This window comes from Nocardia violaceofusca NBRC 14427 (genome assembly GCF_963869435.1).
In the GTDB taxonomy this organism is placed as follows: domain Bacteria; phylum Actinomycetota; class Actinomycetes; order Mycobacteriales; family Mycobacteriaceae; genus Nocardia; species Nocardia aobensis.
In genome coordinates this window covers 1-15,684 of sequence record NZ_CAWMPM010000038.1, presented here as the reverse complement: position 1 = coordinate 15,684, position 15,684 = coordinate 1, and the positions used below count along the sequence as shown (strand labels likewise).

Genomic DNA, 15,684 nt, shown 5'->3' with positions numbered 1-15,684 from the left:
GGCGGACGGCCGGTTTCGCTACGCTGGTCGATGCAATGACCTCGACTGCCACCACCCGCGAGTTGCGCGCTCGCCTGGCCGACCTCTCCCTCCGCGACGAACACCGGCTGCGCCGACGGCTGGACAAGGCGCACGGCAACGACGGTGAGATCGAGCGGCTGGAGCGCGAGATAGCCGCCGCGCAGGCCAGTATCGAGACCCGCCGCGCCGCCGTCCCGGCCATTCGCTATCCCGAACAACTGCCCGTCTCCGCCCATCGCGACGATATCGCCGCCGCGATCGCCGCCCATCAGGTCGTGGTGATCGCCGGTGAGACGGGCTCGGGTAAGACCACGCAGATCCCGAAGATCTGCCTGGAACTCGGGCGCGGGATCCGCGGCACCATCGGCCACACCCAGCCTCGGCGGCTGGCGGCCCGGACGGTGGCCGAACGTATTGCGGCCGAACTCGATACCGAACTCGGCGACGTCGTCGGCTACACCGTGCGCTTCACCGATCAGGCCTCCGATCGCACCCTGATCAAATTGATGACCGACGGCATCCTGCTCGCCGAAATCCAGCGCGACCGCCTGCTGCGCCGCTACGACACGATCATCATCGACGAGGCGCACGAGCGCAGCCTCAACATCGACTTCCTGCTCGGCTACCTGAGGTCGCTGCTGCCGAAGCGTCCGGACCTCAAAGTGATCATCACCTCGGCGACCATCGACCCGGAGCTGTTCGCCCGCCATTTCGCCGATCCGGTCTCCGGGGAGCCCGCGCCGATCGTCGAGGTGTCGGGCCGGTCCTATCCGGTCGAAATCCGGTATCGCCCGCTGGCTCCCGAGATGACCGACGCCGACGACGAGGACGAGTTCGAGGAGCAGCCGGCGCCGCGTCGCGGCCGGGCGAGCGGACGCGGCGGCGCCGAGGACGCTCGCGACCAGACCGATGCCATCGGCGACGCGGTGCGCGAACTGCTCGCCGAGGGCGACGGCGACGTGCTGGTCTTCCTGTCCGGTGAACGCGAGATCCGCGACACCGCCGACACCCTGCGCGACCTGAAACTGCCACGGACCGAGATCGTTCCGCTGTACGCGCGCCTGTCCGCGGCCGAACAGCATCGGGTCTTCCAGCCGCACACCGGCCGCCGTGTGGTGCTGGCCACCAACGTCGCCGAGACCTCGCTCACCGTGCCGGGCATCCGCTACGTGGTGGACCCGGGCACCGCGCGCATCTCCCGCTATTCGATGCGCACCAAGGTGCAGCGCCTGCCGATCGAGCCGATCTCACAGGCCTCCGCACGGCAACGGTCCGGGCGCTGTGGACGTGTGGCCGACGGTATCTGCATCCGGCTCTACTCCGAGGAGGACTTCGAGGCCCGCCCGGCCTTCACCGAACCGGAGATCCTGCGCACCAACCTGGCCGCGGTCATCCTGCAGATGACCGCGCTGGGGCTCGGCGACATCGAGAGCTTTCCGTTCGTGGAGGCGCCGGACCGGCGGGCGATCCGCGACGGTATCGCCTTGCTGCTGGAACTCGGCGCGCTCGGGCGCCCCGGCGAGACGTCCGCGCCCGCGCGTGGTGCTCGCCGGCGCCGCGGACGCGGCAGCGACGCCGCCGCCGGGGGCCTTCTGCGCGCGCCGGAGGGCGGAGACGATTTGGCACTCACCGCGGTGGGACGGCAGATGGCCCAGCTCCCGGTCGACCCGCGGATGGCGCGCATGCTCGTCGCCGCGGAGGCCAACGGCTGCCTGTCCGAAGTGCTGGTCATCGTCGCGGCGCTGTCGATCCAGGACGTGCGGGAACGGCCGGCCGAATTCCAGCAGGCCGCCGACACCAAACACGCCCGGTTCTCCGTCGAGGGCTCGGACTTCCTCGCCTATCTGCGCCTGTGGGACTATCTGCGCGGACAGCGGAAATCGTTGTCGTCCAATCAATTCCGGCGGCTGTGCCGCGACGAGTTCCTGCACTATCTGCGCATCCGGGAATGGCAGGATCTGCAGGGGCAGCTGCGCACCATCACCAAGAGCCTCGGCTGGTCCGCCGCGGAATCGATCGCCCCGCAACAGAATTCGGATGCGCTGCCGTGGGACGGCGACGGGATCCATCGGGCGCTGCTGGCGGGCATGCTGTCGCATATCGGTGTGCGCGAGGCGGAATCTCGGGAGTTTCTCGGCGCCCGCGGCGCGAAATTCATGATCTTCCCCGGATCGGCCCTGGCGAAGAAGCCGCCGCGCTGGGTGATGGCGGCCGAACTGGTGGAAACCTCGCGGTTGTGGGGCCGCATGGCCGCGCGGATCGAGCCCGAATGGGCCGAACGGCTCGCCGGTGACCTGGTCAAACGCAACTACTCGGAACCGCACTGGTCCTCCCGGCGCGGCGCGGCGATGGCCTACGAGCGGGTCACTCTCTACGGCATTCCGCTGGTCACCCAGCGCCGCGTCGACTTCGGCCGCATCGATGCGCAGCTCTCGCGGGAACTGTTCATCCGGCACGCACTGGTCCAGGGCGAATGGCAGACCCGGCATGGGTTCTTCCATCGCAACCGCGAACTGCTCGACGACGTGGCCGACTTGGAGCATCGGGCGCGTCGGCGCGACATTCTCGTCGACGACCAGGTGCTGTTCGATTTCTACGATCAGCGCATCCCCGCCGACGTGGTGTCGGTGCGGCATTTCGACAGCTGGTGGCGCAAGGCCGAACGCGAGGATCCGCGTCTGCTGGACTTCTCGACCGCCACCGTGGTCAATGCGCAAGCCGCCCAGCTGGATCCGGCCGCCTACCCGGACAGCTGGCGGCAGGGCGAACTGAGTTTCCCGCTCACCTACCAGTTCGAGCCGGGTCAGGCCGACGACGGCGTGACCGTGCACATCCCGGTCGCCCAGCTCGCCCATGTGCGGGCCGTGGGCTTCGACTGGCTGGTCCCCGGCATGCGTGAAGAACTCGCCGCCGCACTGATCAAGACCCTGCCGAAACAGCTGCGCCGCAGCGTCGTTCCCGCGCCGGACTTCGCGAAGGCCGCGCTGGCACGGCTGACCCCGCGCGCCGAACCGTTGCGCACCGGACTGGCCCGCGAGCTGTCGGCACTGGCGTCGACCTCGATCGCGCCGGCCGACCTCGACCCGGGCGCCCTGCCCGACCATCTGCGGATGACATTCGCCGTCACCGGTCCCGACGGCGCCGACCTCGCCCGAGGCAAGAGCCTGGCCGCTTTGAAAACCGAGCTGTCCCAGCAGGTTTCGCAATCGGTGGCGAAGGCGACGAGCGCGGCCGAACGAGCGCCGGCGACGGTGTGGACGGCGCAGACGCTGGGCACCGTACCGCAGACCATTCGGCGTGAGGTCGGCGGTCAGACCATCACCGGCTATCCCGCCCTGGTCAGCGAGGGTGACGGGGTGGCCGTGCGCGTGCTGTCGTCGCCGGCGGCGCAGCGCGCCGCGATGCGCACCGGCACCAGGGCGCTGCTGCTGCGCGAGATGCCGGCCGCGCAGCGCTCGGTCACCTCGGGACTGTCAGCCGCCGACCGCCTCGCGCTGAGCCAGAGCCCGTACGGATCGATGGACGCGCTGCTCGACGACTGCCGCGCCTGCGCGGCCGACGAACTGATCGCCGCACACGGCGGTCCGGTACGCAGTCCGGAGCAGTTCACACGGCTCGTCGACCAGGTGCGACCGCAGTTCGCCGGTGCGGTCGCGCGCGTCCTCGCACTGGTTGTCCCGGTGCTGGCGGCCGCGCACCGGGTGCGGACCGCCCTGGCCGACACCACCGATCGCGATATCGCCGACGATGTCGCCGGGCAGCTCGACGAACTGGTCTTCGCCGGTTTCGTGAGCGAATTCGGCATCACCCGGCTCCGCGAGATTCCGCGATATCTGCACGCCGCCGAGGCACGGCTGCTCGCGCTGCCCGCCTCGGCCGATCGCGACCGTCAAGGCGCGGCCGAGCTGGATCGGGTCCATGCCGCGTACGCGCGACTGCTCGACCGTCTTCCGGGCGCGCGCCGCACGGCCGCCGACGTCACCGAGATCTGGTGGATGATCGAGGAACTGCGGGTGAGCCTGTTCGCACAGCAGCTGGGCACGCCGTATCCGGTGTCCGCCAAGCGAATCATCAAGGTCATCGACGGAATCGGCGCGGCGCCGGCCGGGGCCCGGCCCCGCTGATCAGTCGGCGCCGGCGGCCACCGAACGGTCGGCGCGGTGGCGGCGCAGATCGTCGATCTCACGTTCGAAATCGTCGGCGGAGCTGAAGGACCGGTAGACCGATGCGAAGCGCAGATAGGCGACCTCGTCCAGATCGCGCAGCGGCCCGAGGATGGCCAGACCGACCTCGTGGCTCGGCACCTCCGGAGAACCCTTCGCGCGCACCGCGTCCTCGACCTGCTGGGCGAGCAGGTTCAGGGCGTCGTCGTCGACCTCGCGCCCCTGGCAGGCCCGGCGGACGCCACGGATCACCTTCTCGCGGCTGAACGGCTCGGTGACACCGCTGCGCTTGACCACCGAGAGGATCGCGGTCTCGACCGTGGTGAAGCGGCGCCCGCACTGCGGACATGCGCGACGGCGCCTGATTGCGCTGCCTTCCTCGGCCTCACGCGAGTCGACCACCCGCGAATCCGGGTGCCGACAGTACGGGCAATGCATCCGGGATCCTTCGTCGATGCCTGCGTCGGTTCGCGACGAGCTGCCTGCCCTCGACCTGTTCCGCCGATACAGCCGCACTCACCACGTATGTCCTGAGCGTCTTTCAGGATACCCGTACAGCGTTCGCCCCGGCCCATGCGGACCCGCGACCGGGCCCGCTCACGCCGTCAGTTGCCACTGGCTCGTCAGGTCGGCGATCAGATCCGGCAGGCGATTCAGCAATCGTCCGGCAGCGAGATCACCGGCGAACGGAACCGACAGCACCTGGCGGGCGAGCCCCGGAGCGGCCTGCATCCGTTCGTAACAGGGCACCAGATCGCCGGTGATGTAGGTCCAGCGCGGGTCGCGGTCGGCCCAGTTGAAGGCGGGCAACGGAGTGCGCAGCGTCATCGTGCGCCCGTCGACCTCGGCCGAGACGGTGGTCGGTGCGAACACACCGGGTGCGCGCACCCCGGGTACCGCGGGTTTCGCCGCCAGGGTGCTGACGTAGGTCATCACCCGGCCCATCGCGCCCTGCCCCTGTGCGGTGAGATCCCATTGATCGGCGATGATCTGATTCTGTTCGCGATCGGTCATCCGCATCAGCGCGTCGTCGTACCCGGCGACCGTGCCCGTGGCGAGTGAGCGCCAGGCCCGCACCGCGTTGTCGTCGAGCACGCCGGCGGCGTACATCTCCTCGATCGCGGGCAATCCACCGGCGACGTAGGCCTCGTGCATCGGCACCTGGTCGAGGAAGATGTGCTTCTGCATGATCATCAGCCGAGTCTGGAACCACGCCAGATCCTCGGCGGTGAGCCGCGGACCCTCGGTGGCCAGGAGCCGGATGTCGGCGGGCAGCGCCGCCACGAGCTGCGGCGGTGTGGCCCGCAACAGATCCGCGACCGCGCCGCCGATCTGGTGAATACCCGGCACGCGGAGAATGGTTGCCACATCGCTCATATCGAAGAATCCGGAGGCGAACGATCCGCCTGCCAGTCCGGCCAGCCCGGTCCAGTAGAACTCCGGATGGGCGGTCGTCAGCCGGAGGTAGTTCACGTAGACCTGGGTGAAGGTGCGCGAATTCGCGGCCACCCCGCGGATCGGATCCCACGCCGCCAGGTCGATATCGGCATCCGTGGTGGCCACCGTCAGCCAATACTGATGTAGCAGGGCCGCATACCGCCGTGGTGAGATCCCGTCGGCGCGGGCCTGCTCGAGCGCCGCGGCCAGCGTCGAAGTATCCAGCGGCAGCTCCGGATTCAGGCCACCGGCGCTCTCCCCGGCCCCGTTCACAACCGGAATGTCCAGATATGCGGTGTATCCCGCCTCCGCGCGCACCGCCGGTGCCGCGGCGAAAGCAATCACGAAACAGATGAGCAGTGCGGCCGTGCGTGCGAACACTCGCGGCAGCGCCCGATGGAGGGTGTGCACCATGATGCCTCGTCCTCGAAATCCGTTGGCGGAGAATGTAGCCCCGATCACATTCCGAGCAGAGTAGCAACATGTTTCAGTTGTGGATCAATAAATCCGGCCACGCGATGGCGTGTCCCGGGAGCCCTCGACCACGGCCTATCGCGACGCCGGAACCACGAGAGTGCGCCCGGCGGCCACTTCGGTGCCACGCAGTCCGTTCAATTCCACGATGCGAGCCACGGTGTCGCGCACCGCATCCCCCGGCGCCACCCGCTGCGCGAGGTCGGACAGCGACTCGCCGGGCTGCACCTGGACCGTCTGCGTGGATGCCGGGCTGCCCGCGTCACGCAGCTGCGCCACTCCCAGGAGTCCGCAGACCGCCGCCGCGGTGAGCAGTGCGGTCGCGGCGAGCGTGGCCAGCCCGATACGAGCCTGTTCCACCCGCCGGAGCGGATGCGGCCCGCGGGCCGGCGCGGCGACCGGCACCCGGTCGTAGCCCGCCACGACATGCGGGCGCTGCAGACCGCGGGGACGTCGGAGGTCGGCCCGGCGGTGGCGCCGGACCGGCCGCACGGTATGGACGGGAGCATCGCCGGACGAGCGGGTCCGGGTGCCGATCGTGCTGAATTCATCGACCGCGGTACGCATCTGACGACCTCCATGAATGCTGTGACGAGTGCTGGGCGGATGGATCACAGGGGTATGAGAGTTGTGGCGTATTCGCTCATCTGTTCGAAGAACTGATGTTCGAATTCTTACCACGCGGGGCCGACAAAGTCACCAGCCACGCCGACATGCGTCGAACAGATGTTTGAAACCTGGCCGCGGGCGGACTACATTCGAAGCACGCGATCCGGCGGCGCCGGCAGAACCCGACGTCGGCAGAACCCGACAGACACGCCCCGGCAGACAGACGAACGGAGGACGGCGAGCGTGAGCGAACGTACGGTGGTCGGACACGAGGAGGCGGCCGGCAACGGCACGGTCTCCCCCGACGGTGCCCAGGCGCCGGCCGGTGACACCGAAACCCCCGGCAACGGAGCGGATCTCACCGTCCGCCAGCGCAAGGTACTCGAGGTCATCCGGACCTCGGTGAACGAACGCGGCTATCCCCCGAGCATCCGCGAGATCGGCGACGCGGTCGGACTCACCTCCACCTCGTCGGTCGCGCATCAGCTACGCGCGCTCGAGCGCAAGGGCTATCTGCGCCGCGATCCCAACCGTCCGCGTGCGGTCGACGTCCGTGGCCTGGACGAGACCGCCGTGCGGGCGGCCGGTGCCGCGCCGGTGCTGCGCGCGGTGGCGACCGAAACCTCCGACGCGACCCCGGCGCCCACCTACGTCCCGGTGCTGGGCCGCATCGCCGCCGGTGGGCCGATCCTCGCCGAACAGGCGGTCGAGGATGTGTTCCCGCTGCCGCGCGAACTGGTCGGCGAGGGTTCGCTGTTCCTGCTGAAGGTCGTCGGCGAATCGATGGTCGACGCGGCGATCTGCGACGGTGACTGGGTGGTGGTCCGCCAGCAGAACGTCGCCGACAACGGCGATATCGTCGCCGCGATGATCGAGGGCGAGGCGACGGTCAAGACGTTCAAACGCACCGGCGATCAGGTGTGGCTGATGCCGCACAACCCGCTGTTCGACCCGATCGACGGTAACGACGCGCAGATCCTGGGTAAGGTCGTCACGGTGATCCGCAAGATCTGAGCGCGGTGGCCCGTCCGGGCTCGGCAACGTCGGCTGCCGCCCGGACGGGTGGATCCGTCAGCGCCGGAAGCGGTCGCGCAGCACGGGATCGTTTTCCCACCACAGTCCGCTCTGGACCGGCGCTGCCGCATGCGCCGTCGTCGCGGCGGCGGGCGCGGGCGAGGTCCGCGCCGCCTCGCTCGCCGGCAGCGCCGAAAGTTCTTCGGCCGCATCGAGTTCGGCGTCCATCCGCGCGGCGCTGCGACGTTCGTCGGCCGCCCACGACCGCATCAGGGTCAGCAGATAGGGCAGGCCGAGCACATCGCCGAGCACCCAGATGATGCCCGCGCCGATGATCTGGTCCATCCGTAGATCCGGGCCCCACGTCCGGCCCACCTCGGTGTAGTAGTCCACCACCACCAGCGGCCCGAACCACAGCACCAGCCCCAGCACTCCGTCTGCCAGTGATTCGAACACCGTGATCAACAACGAGACGGCCTGCGAATAGCGATGCGGAACGGGATCGGTCTGCAGCCGCGAATAGAAGTACAGGAATCCGACGGCCACCAGCAGTAGTCGGGTGAGCGCGTCGACCACCCCGTGCCGCAGCACCGCTTCGAACCACGGCGTCAGTATCAGCAGCCAGGGCGTGGCCAGGATGGCGATCGACGGGACCAGCGGATAGGTCAGCACCCGCGCCGGCGCCGAGGCGAGTACGCGGTCCAGCCGCGCGCGTCCCGCCGGGCCGAGCGCATCGCGCAGCACCGTCAGCGGCCGACCGGTCGCCAGGCCGAACGGCACCACGTAGAGCAGCAGCAGTATCTGCAGCGCCCGCATCCAGAACAGGGTGCCCGAGTACACGCCGATCACGCTGATGCCGGTCAGCAACCACACTCCGAGGCCGACCGCGCCGAACGCCCAACTGCGTCCCGCCGACTCCGCACTCCCGCGCCGGTCGGCCCGCCGGCGAGCCAGGCCGTAGCCGAGCCCCAGCGCGGCGGTCACCACGACCGTCGAGGTGTCCCAGCGCCATTCCTCGACGACGGACTGCACGGTCAGCGGCGTGTCGATCCATCCCACGGCAGCCAGTATCCACCCGGCGTTCGGGAGCGTTTGCGCCGGTCCGGCGGGGTGTCCGGTTAGTTCTGATTACCGGATTCATGGGTGTGCGCGACATCCCGGGAGCGATGCGCGGGGCCGTGCGACTCGGCGCAGTGGCCGCTCGGCACGGCGCCGAGTTCGATCAGTTCGGGCTGTGCGTGATCCACCTGCAGCGTGGCGTGCTCGATGTGATGGTCGGCGGCCAGCCACCGCGCCAGATCCTGGCGCACCGCGTGGCAGTCGCGGCCGGGCTCGACCAGCACGTGCGCCGAGAGAGCCGGGGACCCCGAGGTGATCTCCCAGATGTGCAGATCGTGCACCTCGACCACCCCGTCGCGGGCGGCCATGCCGACACCCACCGCCGCCGGATCGATATCGGCCGGGGCGGCCTCCAGGAAGATCCGGCTCGACGCACGGACCAGGCCGACCCCCGCCTTCACCATCAGCGCGACCACCACCAGCGTCGCGATGGCGTCGGCGCGTTCGAAGCCGGTGAGCATGATGACCACCCCGGCCACCGCGGTCGCCAGGAAGGCGTAGAGATCGGTGAGGATGTGCTGGAACGCGCCCTCGACATTCAGGCTGCTGCGATTGGCGCGCGAAATCATCCAGGTGGCAGCGAGATTCACCACCACACCCACCAGCGCGGTCGCGAGCACCAGTCCACCGGTGACCGAGGGTGGCTGGATCAGGCGGCGGATCGCCTCGTAGAGCAGCCAGGCCGACAGGACCAGCAGCGTCAGGCCGTTGGCTTGCGCGGACAGGATTTCCACCCGCTTCCAGCCGAAGGTCATCCGCCCGGCCGGCGGTCGCGCCGCGAGGCGAATCGCCCACAGCGCCAACGCGATCGAGGCGGCGTCGGTGAGCATGTGCGCGGCATCGGACAGCAGGGCCAGCGAGCCGGCCACCACACCCACGACCACCTCGCCGAGGAGGAAGACCACGATGACCGCGAGTGCCCCGGCCAGCCAGCGCCGATCGCTGTCGGGAGTGGCGTGCGCATGACTGTGCGCGTGCCCGTGGCCCGAGCCGTGTGTATGTCCGGCACCCATGCTCCGTACTCCTCTCCGTCGCTACCGCTCGTCATCATATGCATACATCACTATGTATGCAATATCCCCTGCTCGTACTCGCCGCGCAGGTCGGCAGCCGGGTACCCGCGCGCCGATCCCTTTATCCGAACCCGGCGTTCCGAACTCCCGGGCAGTGTCCGAAGACCGCGAGCATTCCCGATAACTTTTGCGGGCCGCGCACTAAATGCGTCCTGCCGATTCTTTTCTCATTCCGGGAACATTCACGATCGAAACCGCCCGAATAGCACGGGATTCACTACGGCCGGTCGCAATACGGTACGGTATACACAATCCCAGTTGCTCCGTGTCAGTGCGAAAGGGCTCGATCATGGCCAAGAAAGTCACCGTCACACTCATCGATGATTACGACGGGAAGTCCAAAGCGGATGAGACCGTGCAGTTCTCGATCGACGGTGTGGCGTATGAAATCGACCTGTCGACATTGAATGCCGGGAAGCTGCGCGGGGCACTCGAACCCTGGACGGAAAAGTCCCGCAAGGTCGGCCGCCTGAAGTCCGGCGGCGGGACCCGCACCAAGTCCGCGGCCGACCGCGAGCAGACGGTGGCGATCCGGGAATGGGCCAAGAAACACGGGTATAACGTCTCCGCGCGCGGCCGCATTTCCTCCGAGGTTGTCGCCGCCTATCACAAAGCGAGCAAGTAGCCGGCATCCGATCTTTCGACCGGATCGTACGTACGCTACGCACCCAGCGGGCCCGCAGCATCACGTCACAGCCGTGATCTTGCGGGCCCGCTCGGCGCGGTAATCTGGTTCTCTGGTTCGGCGCCGCGCCGTACTCACAAGTCGCTGGGAGTAGTTCCGAGGCGGGGTTGGTGTGCATGACAGGGGAAACCGGAATCGGTGAACTGGCTCGACGATGGCGCATCGCGATCGCCGACACCGGCTTCGTTCCCATGTCCATGCGCGAACTGGAGCAACTGCTGGCAGGTCTGCTCGAGCAGTTCGTCGCGATTGTCGGGGCCGAACCGTTCGACGCCGCGGCCGCGGCCACGATCGGTGCCGCCCTGGTCCGCGCCAATCTCACCGATCCGCAGGTCATGCCCCGCTCCGCTCGTGCGCTGGCACCGCTGGCGACCACCGTGTTCCCGCCGGGCGATCGGGTGATCGCGGTTCTGGGCGAGATGGCCCGCGGATATACCGAGGAGTTACTCGCCACCCGGGCGCGGCATCAGGAAATGCTGCACTCGGCGATGGCCGACGCCCGCAATGCCGCCGAGGCCCGATTCCGGGTGGTATTCGACAATGCCGCCATCGCCATCGGCATCGGTGACGCCGAGGGCCGAGTGGTCGATGTCAATCCCGCGATGGCCGCGATGCTCGGCGTCAGCCGCGAGTATCTGCTCGAACGCGGGGTCACCGATCTGATACATCCGGACGACCGCGTGGAATTGCGGCGCCGCGTACTGGGCGAGCTTTTCCACGCCGGCTCGGGCACGATCCGGATGGAATTGCGCTATCCGCGTCCCGAGGGCGTCGACGGCTGGGCCGCGTGGGCGATCACCCTGGTGCCGGCGACCGGCGGGCGGGCGGCGTATCTGCTGGTGGTCGGCGAGGACACCACACAGCGGCGGGAATTGCAGGCCGAATTGCACCGCCAGGCCAGGCTGGACCCGCTGACCGGCCTGCCCAATCGACGGCAACTGGTCGAAGTGCTCTCGGCCATCATCACCGACGCCGGGCCCGAGGACTGCATCGGCTTGTGTTTCATCGACCTCGACGGATTCAAATCGGTCAACGACACCTACGGCCACGGAGTCGGTGATCGGCTGCTCGCGGCCGTCGCGGAGCGGCTCTCGGCGGCGGTTCCGGCGATCATGCTGGCCCGGGTGGGCGGCGACGAATTCGTCGGGCTGGTACGCCCGACCTGCGACACCGACCACATCGCCGCGGTGGCCCAGCGCCTGCTCGACGCGCTGGGCGAACCCATCCCCGTCGACAATCACGACCTGATGATCTCCGCGTGCATCGGCGCGATCGTCACCCCTGTCACCGGCACCGACGCCGAGCGGCTGCTCGATGCCGCCGACGCCGGGCTGTACCGCGCGAAGGCCAGCGGACGCAACCGCTGGGTCCTTCACGCGGCTGATGTCGCCGCCCGGGTGCGCGGCCTAGGATGAGCGGCGTGCAACCTCTGTTACCCGACTGGGCGGCCGACGACATCGACCCCCGGATTCCCAGCCCGGCGCGAGTGTACGACTATCTGCTGGGAGGATTCGCCAATTTCGAGGTGGATCGGTCGGTCGCGGCGCAAATGATCGAGGTCATTCCCGAAGTTCCGCGCACGGCCCGGGCAAACCGCGCATTCTTGCAGCGTGCGGTCGGTTTTCTCGCCGACGCGGGTATCGACCAATTCCTCGATCTGGGCTCCGGAATTCCGACGGCGGGCAACGTGCACGAGATCGCGCAGCGCGTCGTCCCGGGCGCGCGGGTGGTCTATGTCGATATCGATCCGGTCGCGGTGACCATGAGCCGCAAGCTACTGGCGGACAATCCGAACGCGACCGCGGTGCACGGCGATTTCACCGATATCGACGGGGTACTCGAGCATCCGCAGGTCCGCGAACTGCTGGATTTCGATCGGCCGGTCGCCGTCCTGCTGGTATCGATGTTGCATTTCGTGGCCGACGACGCCCTGGCCGCGACGGTATTCGAGCGACTGCGCGCCACCATCGCCTCCGGTAGTTATCTGGCGCTGTCACATCTGACCAGTGAGGGACCGCCCGAGCAGATGGACCGCATGCTCGCGGTGACCGAACGCGTCACCGGCCGCGGCGATCGGCTGCGCACCCGCGCCGAGATCATGGATCTGCTCGGCGATCTGGTCCTGGTCGAACCCGGCCTGGAATATCTGGCCCGGTGGCGGCCGGATCCGGACGAGCCCCTGCCGGATGTCCGGCCCCTCGACGGCTACGCGGGTGTCGCCCGCAAGCCCTGATCCGAGCCGTTGCCCCTCGGCGGCGACATCACAACCGCGGTCCGGGCGCGCCGGGAATTGTCACAAGGCATCTTCTGCGCGAAGTCGATCCCGGTTACAAAGGAATTCCCGCCGGTGCGCTCGAGGAACCGGCCCGCGAGAAGTGTAAGAAGTTGGCTACCGAGGTTTTCGACACCGCCGTCGAGCTGCCGGTCGAGCGCAGCGCCGTCTGGAAGCTGCTCGTCGACCCCCAGTTGTATCCGCGCATCTTCACCGGAATCGGCGCCTGTGAACGGCTCGAGACCGGCGCCGGCGCGCCGCTGTGGCAGCTGCGCATCGGAACCGCCGACACCGAGATCCGGACCCTGTCGCTGACGGTGCGGGTGGGTCCGCGCGGAGAAGCTTTCGAGTTGTACTGCCCGGCAACCGGGAGCTTCGCCTCCGTGCGGCTGCGTGATATCGAGGGCGGCACCCGCGCGGTGATCACGTGTTTCGCCGCCGGCCGGATACATCCGGTCGCCGCGCGCACCTCGACCGCCGGTGCGCAGGCCTGGCTGGACGCCGGGCTGCGGCGGCTGCGCGAATTGGTCACGGCCGCACCGACTTCGGTCGTGGTCAACCGCGAGAACACGCCCCTGCGGCGGCACGCGGACGTCGCTCGCCACATCCTCGGCACGGGCGTGGTACGCACCGCGCGGCCGGACCGCAGTGTGGGGCAGGTGCGCGGACTCGCACGGTGGGGATTCAATCTGGCCGGCGGCTACGCCGCCGCGGCCGCGCATTCCCCCACCCGCATCGCCGTCGTCGACGATCGGCGCAGCCGCACCTTCGCCGACATCGACCGGCGCAGTACCGCACTGGCCGGGGGGATGGCCGGACTGGGCCTGCGCACCGGCGATGCGATCGGCCTGCTCGCCCGCAATCACGCCGGCATGGTCGAAACCATGGTCGCGGCGGGCAAACTCGGTGTGGACACGATTTTGCTGAACGCGGGTCTGTCGGCCCGGCGCATCGAGGAGATCGTGCAGCGGCACCGGCTGGCGCACGTCTTCGTCGACGCCGAACTGGAAGAATTGATCCACTACCTGCACTCCGACATCGTCCGCATCGCCACCGACGACGGCGCACCCGGCCGCACCACCATCGAGGATCTGATCACTCAGGGCGACAACGGTTTCGACAAACCGGCGCGGCCGGGCCGATTGATCGTGCTGACCTCCGGGACCAGCGGCACCCCCAAGGGCGCGCGCCGACCGCACGCCAAGGGGTTCGCCACCGTGGCGGCCCTGCTGTCGCGCATTCCGCTGCGGATGAACGACACCATGCTGATTCCGGCGCCGCTGTTCCACACCTGGGGTCTGGCCGCGCTGCAATTGAGTACCGCGCTGCGTGCCACCGTCGTCCTGCCGGAGCAGTTCGATGCCCGCGACACCCTCCGCCGGATCGCCGAGAACCGGGTCGGCACAGTGATTCTCGTGCCGACCATGGTGCAGCGGATCCTGGATCTGCCGACCCATGTGCGGGCCCGTTACGACACCTCCAGCCTCCGTATCGCGGCCAGTTGCGGCGCCCCGCTGGCCGGTGCCACGGTGCTGCGGTTCACCGACAACTACGGCGATGTGCTGTACAACATCTACGGCTCCACCGAGGTGTCGTGGGCGACCATCGCCACCCCCGAGGATCTGCGGACCGCGCCGACCACCGCCGGGCGGCCGCCGCTCGGCACGAAAATCGCTGTGCTGGGCCCGAATCGGAAGCCCGTGCCGATCGGCGCGACCGGGCGCATCTACGTGGGCAACCACATGCTGTTCGACGGATACGTCAATTCGGCCCCGCCGGACGAGACCGACGGCATGCTCGATACCGGCGACCTGGGGTACCTGGACGCCGACGGCCGGCTGTTCATCGCCGGCCGCGACGACGAGATGATCATCTCGGGTGGTGAGAACGTCTTCCCGCGGCCGGTGGAGGAGGCACTGTCGCATCTGCCGCAGATCGCCGATGTGGCCGTGGTCGGCGTGCCGGACCACGAATTCGGGCAGCGGCTGGCCGCGTTCATCGTCAAGCGGGAGGGTTCGGGCCTGGACCCGGACATGATCCGCACCTACGTCCGCAACCGGCTGAGCCGGTTCTCGGTGCCACGCGACGTCACCTTCCTGTCGGCACTGCCGCGCGGCGAAACCGGCAAGGTGCTCAAACGCCTGCTGATCGGCGGGAATACCGAACTGACCGGCCCGTTTCATCCGGCGGCCGAGTTGTGACCGCTCACCAGGCCACGCCCGGGTGGCCTCCTCATTTGTCACGAGGATGGGCGAAAGGCGTCCATCGGGGTCTCGTTACGGTTACGTTATAAAGGCAGCGCAGTAAACGGGCGGGGGAAGGAAGTTTTCGCCAATGTCTGTTGCCACGCCGGGTTCTGCCGCCTCGCCGAGCGCATCCGGCGACGCCACCGCCACCTCGACGCGCCCCGGCCTGACCATGTCCGGTCAACTGCTGTCGTCGCCGTTGAAGGATGTGTGGTCGCTGTCGCGGCACATGGTCGGCCACTTCGTCGAAAACGTCGCACCCTGCGGCACCCTCCCCGGCGACGCCATCCACGGCGACATCACCACCATCACCCGCACCTGCCTCGAACTCGCCATCAGCCTCCTCGACGGCCGCGACATCCCCGAAAAAACCGAACGCCTCAAAGACGCCGCCGCCGCCTGGGCCCGCGAAGGCGTCCCCATCGACACCATCCACCACGCCATCCACGAAGGCTTCAAAATCGGCTTCGACCTCGTCGTCACCAACGCCACCACCAAAACCCGCACCAACACCACCACCAGCGGCAGCACCACCAGCGGCAGCACCAACAGCGCAGGCGCCCGCAACAAT

12 protein-coding genes are annotated in these 15,684 nt (G+C 68.6%); 7 read left to right on the top strand and 5 right to left on the bottom strand.

Annotated features, from left to right (window positions below; translation table 11 throughout):
- Positions 1 to 35: 35 nt before the first annotated feature.
- Positions 36 to 4,145, top strand: coding sequence for an ATP-dependent RNA helicase HrpA (gene hrpA, locus AC5592_RS28430; RefSeq protein ID WP_063066003.1), 4,110 nt, complete (start codon positions 36 to 38; stop codon positions 4,143 to 4,145).
- On the opposite strand, the gene nrdR is transcribed toward hrpA, so the two are convergent.
- The 3 genes from nrdR to AC5592_RS28415 all read right to left on the bottom strand — a co-directional run bounded on the left by nrdR (position 4,146) and on the right by AC5592_RS28415 (position 6,662).
- Positions 4,146 to 4,622, bottom strand: a complete 477-nt coding sequence (gene nrdR / locus AC5592_RS28425) for a transcriptional regulator NrdR (protein ID WP_036503173.1) — start codon at positions 4,620 to 4,622, stop codon at positions 4,146 to 4,148.
- 159 nt (positions 4,623 to 4,781) lie between these two features.
- A complete protein-coding gene (locus AC5592_RS28420; RefSeq protein ID WP_063066002.1) occupies positions 4,782 to 6,035 on the bottom strand; it encodes a hypothetical protein in 1,254 nt (417 codons plus the stop codon).
- A 135-nt stretch (positions 6,036 to 6,170) separates the two neighbouring features.
- The gene (locus tag AC5592_RS28415; RefSeq protein ID WP_063066001.1) at positions 6,171 to 6,662 is read right to left on the bottom strand and encodes a LysM peptidoglycan-binding domain-containing protein; all 492 of its coding nucleotides are present in this window, start codon (positions 6,660 to 6,662) and stop codon (positions 6,171 to 6,173) included.
- Between the two features lie 285 nt (positions 6,663 to 6,947).
- On the opposite strand from AC5592_RS28415, the gene lexA reads away from it, so the two are divergent.
- On the top strand, positions 6,948 to 7,718 hold the full coding sequence (lexA, locus tag AC5592_RS28410) for a transcriptional repressor LexA (protein WP_036503177.1): 771 nt from the start codon (positions 6,948 to 6,950) through the stop codon (positions 7,716 to 7,718).
- Between the two features lie 57 nt (positions 7,719 to 7,775).
- Here the strand turns inward: lexA and AC5592_RS28405 are convergent, their stop codons facing one another.
- Together AC5592_RS28405 and AC5592_RS28400 are read right to left on the bottom strand one after the other, a co-directional pair.
- A complete protein-coding gene (locus tag AC5592_RS28405) occupies positions 7,776 to 8,768 on the bottom strand; it encodes a cytochrome c oxidase assembly protein (protein WP_063066035.1) in 993 nt (330 codons plus the stop codon).
- A gap of 68 nt (positions 8,769 to 8,836) precedes the next feature.
- The gene (locus tag AC5592_RS28400) at positions 8,837 to 9,850 is read right to left on the bottom strand and encodes a cation diffusion facilitator family transporter (protein ID WP_036503181.1); all 1,014 of its coding nucleotides are present in this window, start codon (positions 9,848 to 9,850) and stop codon (positions 8,837 to 8,839) included.
- 349 nt (positions 9,851 to 10,199) lie between these two features.
- On the opposite strand from AC5592_RS28400, the gene AC5592_RS28395 reads away from it, so the two are divergent.
- From AC5592_RS28395 to AC5592_RS28375, 5 genes are all read left to right on the top strand, one after another.
- Positions 10,200 to 10,535, top strand: coding sequence for a histone-like nucleoid-structuring protein Lsr2 (locus AC5592_RS28395; protein ID WP_036503185.1), 336 nt, complete (start codon positions 10,200 to 10,202; stop codon positions 10,533 to 10,535).
- Between the two features lie 176 nt (positions 10,536 to 10,711).
- Positions 10,712 to 12,010 carry a diguanylate cyclase domain-containing protein gene (locus tag AC5592_RS28390; RefSeq protein ID WP_063066000.1) on the top strand — a complete coding sequence of 433 codons (1,299 nt, stop codon included), beginning with the start codon at positions 10,712 to 10,714 and terminating at the stop codon, positions 12,008 to 12,010.
- Between the two features lie 5 nt (positions 12,011 to 12,015).
- Complete coding sequence (locus AC5592_RS28385) at positions 12,016 to 12,828, top strand: SAM-dependent methyltransferase (RefSeq protein ID WP_157163438.1); 813 nt, start codon at positions 12,016 to 12,018, stop codon at positions 12,826 to 12,828.
- Between the two features lie 152 nt (positions 12,829 to 12,980).
- Positions 12,981 to 15,068, top strand: coding sequence for an AMP-binding protein (locus tag AC5592_RS28380; RefSeq protein WP_063065999.1), 2,088 nt, complete (start codon positions 12,981 to 12,983; stop codon positions 15,066 to 15,068).
- Positions 15,069 to 15,285: 217 nt separating this feature from the next.
- Positions 15,286 to 15,684: RsbRD N-terminal domain-containing protein (locus AC5592_RS28375; protein WP_498974574.1), on the top strand; the 399-nt coding region annotated here is incomplete at its 3' end.

Excerpts from the sequence above, each read along its gene's own strand:
- hrpA (WP_063066003.1), top strand. The coding sequence starts at position 36 with ATGACCTCGACTGCCACCACCCGCGAGTTGCGCGCTCGCCTGGCCGAC.
- nrdR (WP_036503173.1), bottom strand. The coding sequence starts at position 4,622 with ATGCATTGCCCGTACTGTCGGCACCCGGATTCGCGGGTGGTCGACTCG.
- AC5592_RS28420 (WP_063066002.1), bottom strand. The coding sequence starts at position 6,035 with ATGGTGCACACCCTCCATCGGGCGCTGCCGCGAGTGTTCGCACGCACG.
- AC5592_RS28415 (WP_063066001.1), bottom strand. The coding sequence starts at position 6,662 with ATGCGTACCGCGGTCGATGAATTCAGCACGATCGGCACCCGGACCCGC.
- AC5592_RS28400 (WP_036503181.1), bottom strand. The coding sequence starts at position 9,850 with ATGGGTGCCGGACATACACACGGCTCGGGCCACGGGCACGCGCACAGT.
- AC5592_RS28395 (WP_036503185.1), top strand. The coding sequence starts at position 10,200 with ATGGCCAAGAAAGTCACCGTCACACTCATCGATGATTACGACGGGAAG.
- AC5592_RS28390 (WP_063066000.1), top strand. The coding sequence starts at position 10,712 with ATGACAGGGGAAACCGGAATCGGTGAACTGGCTCGACGATGGCGCATC.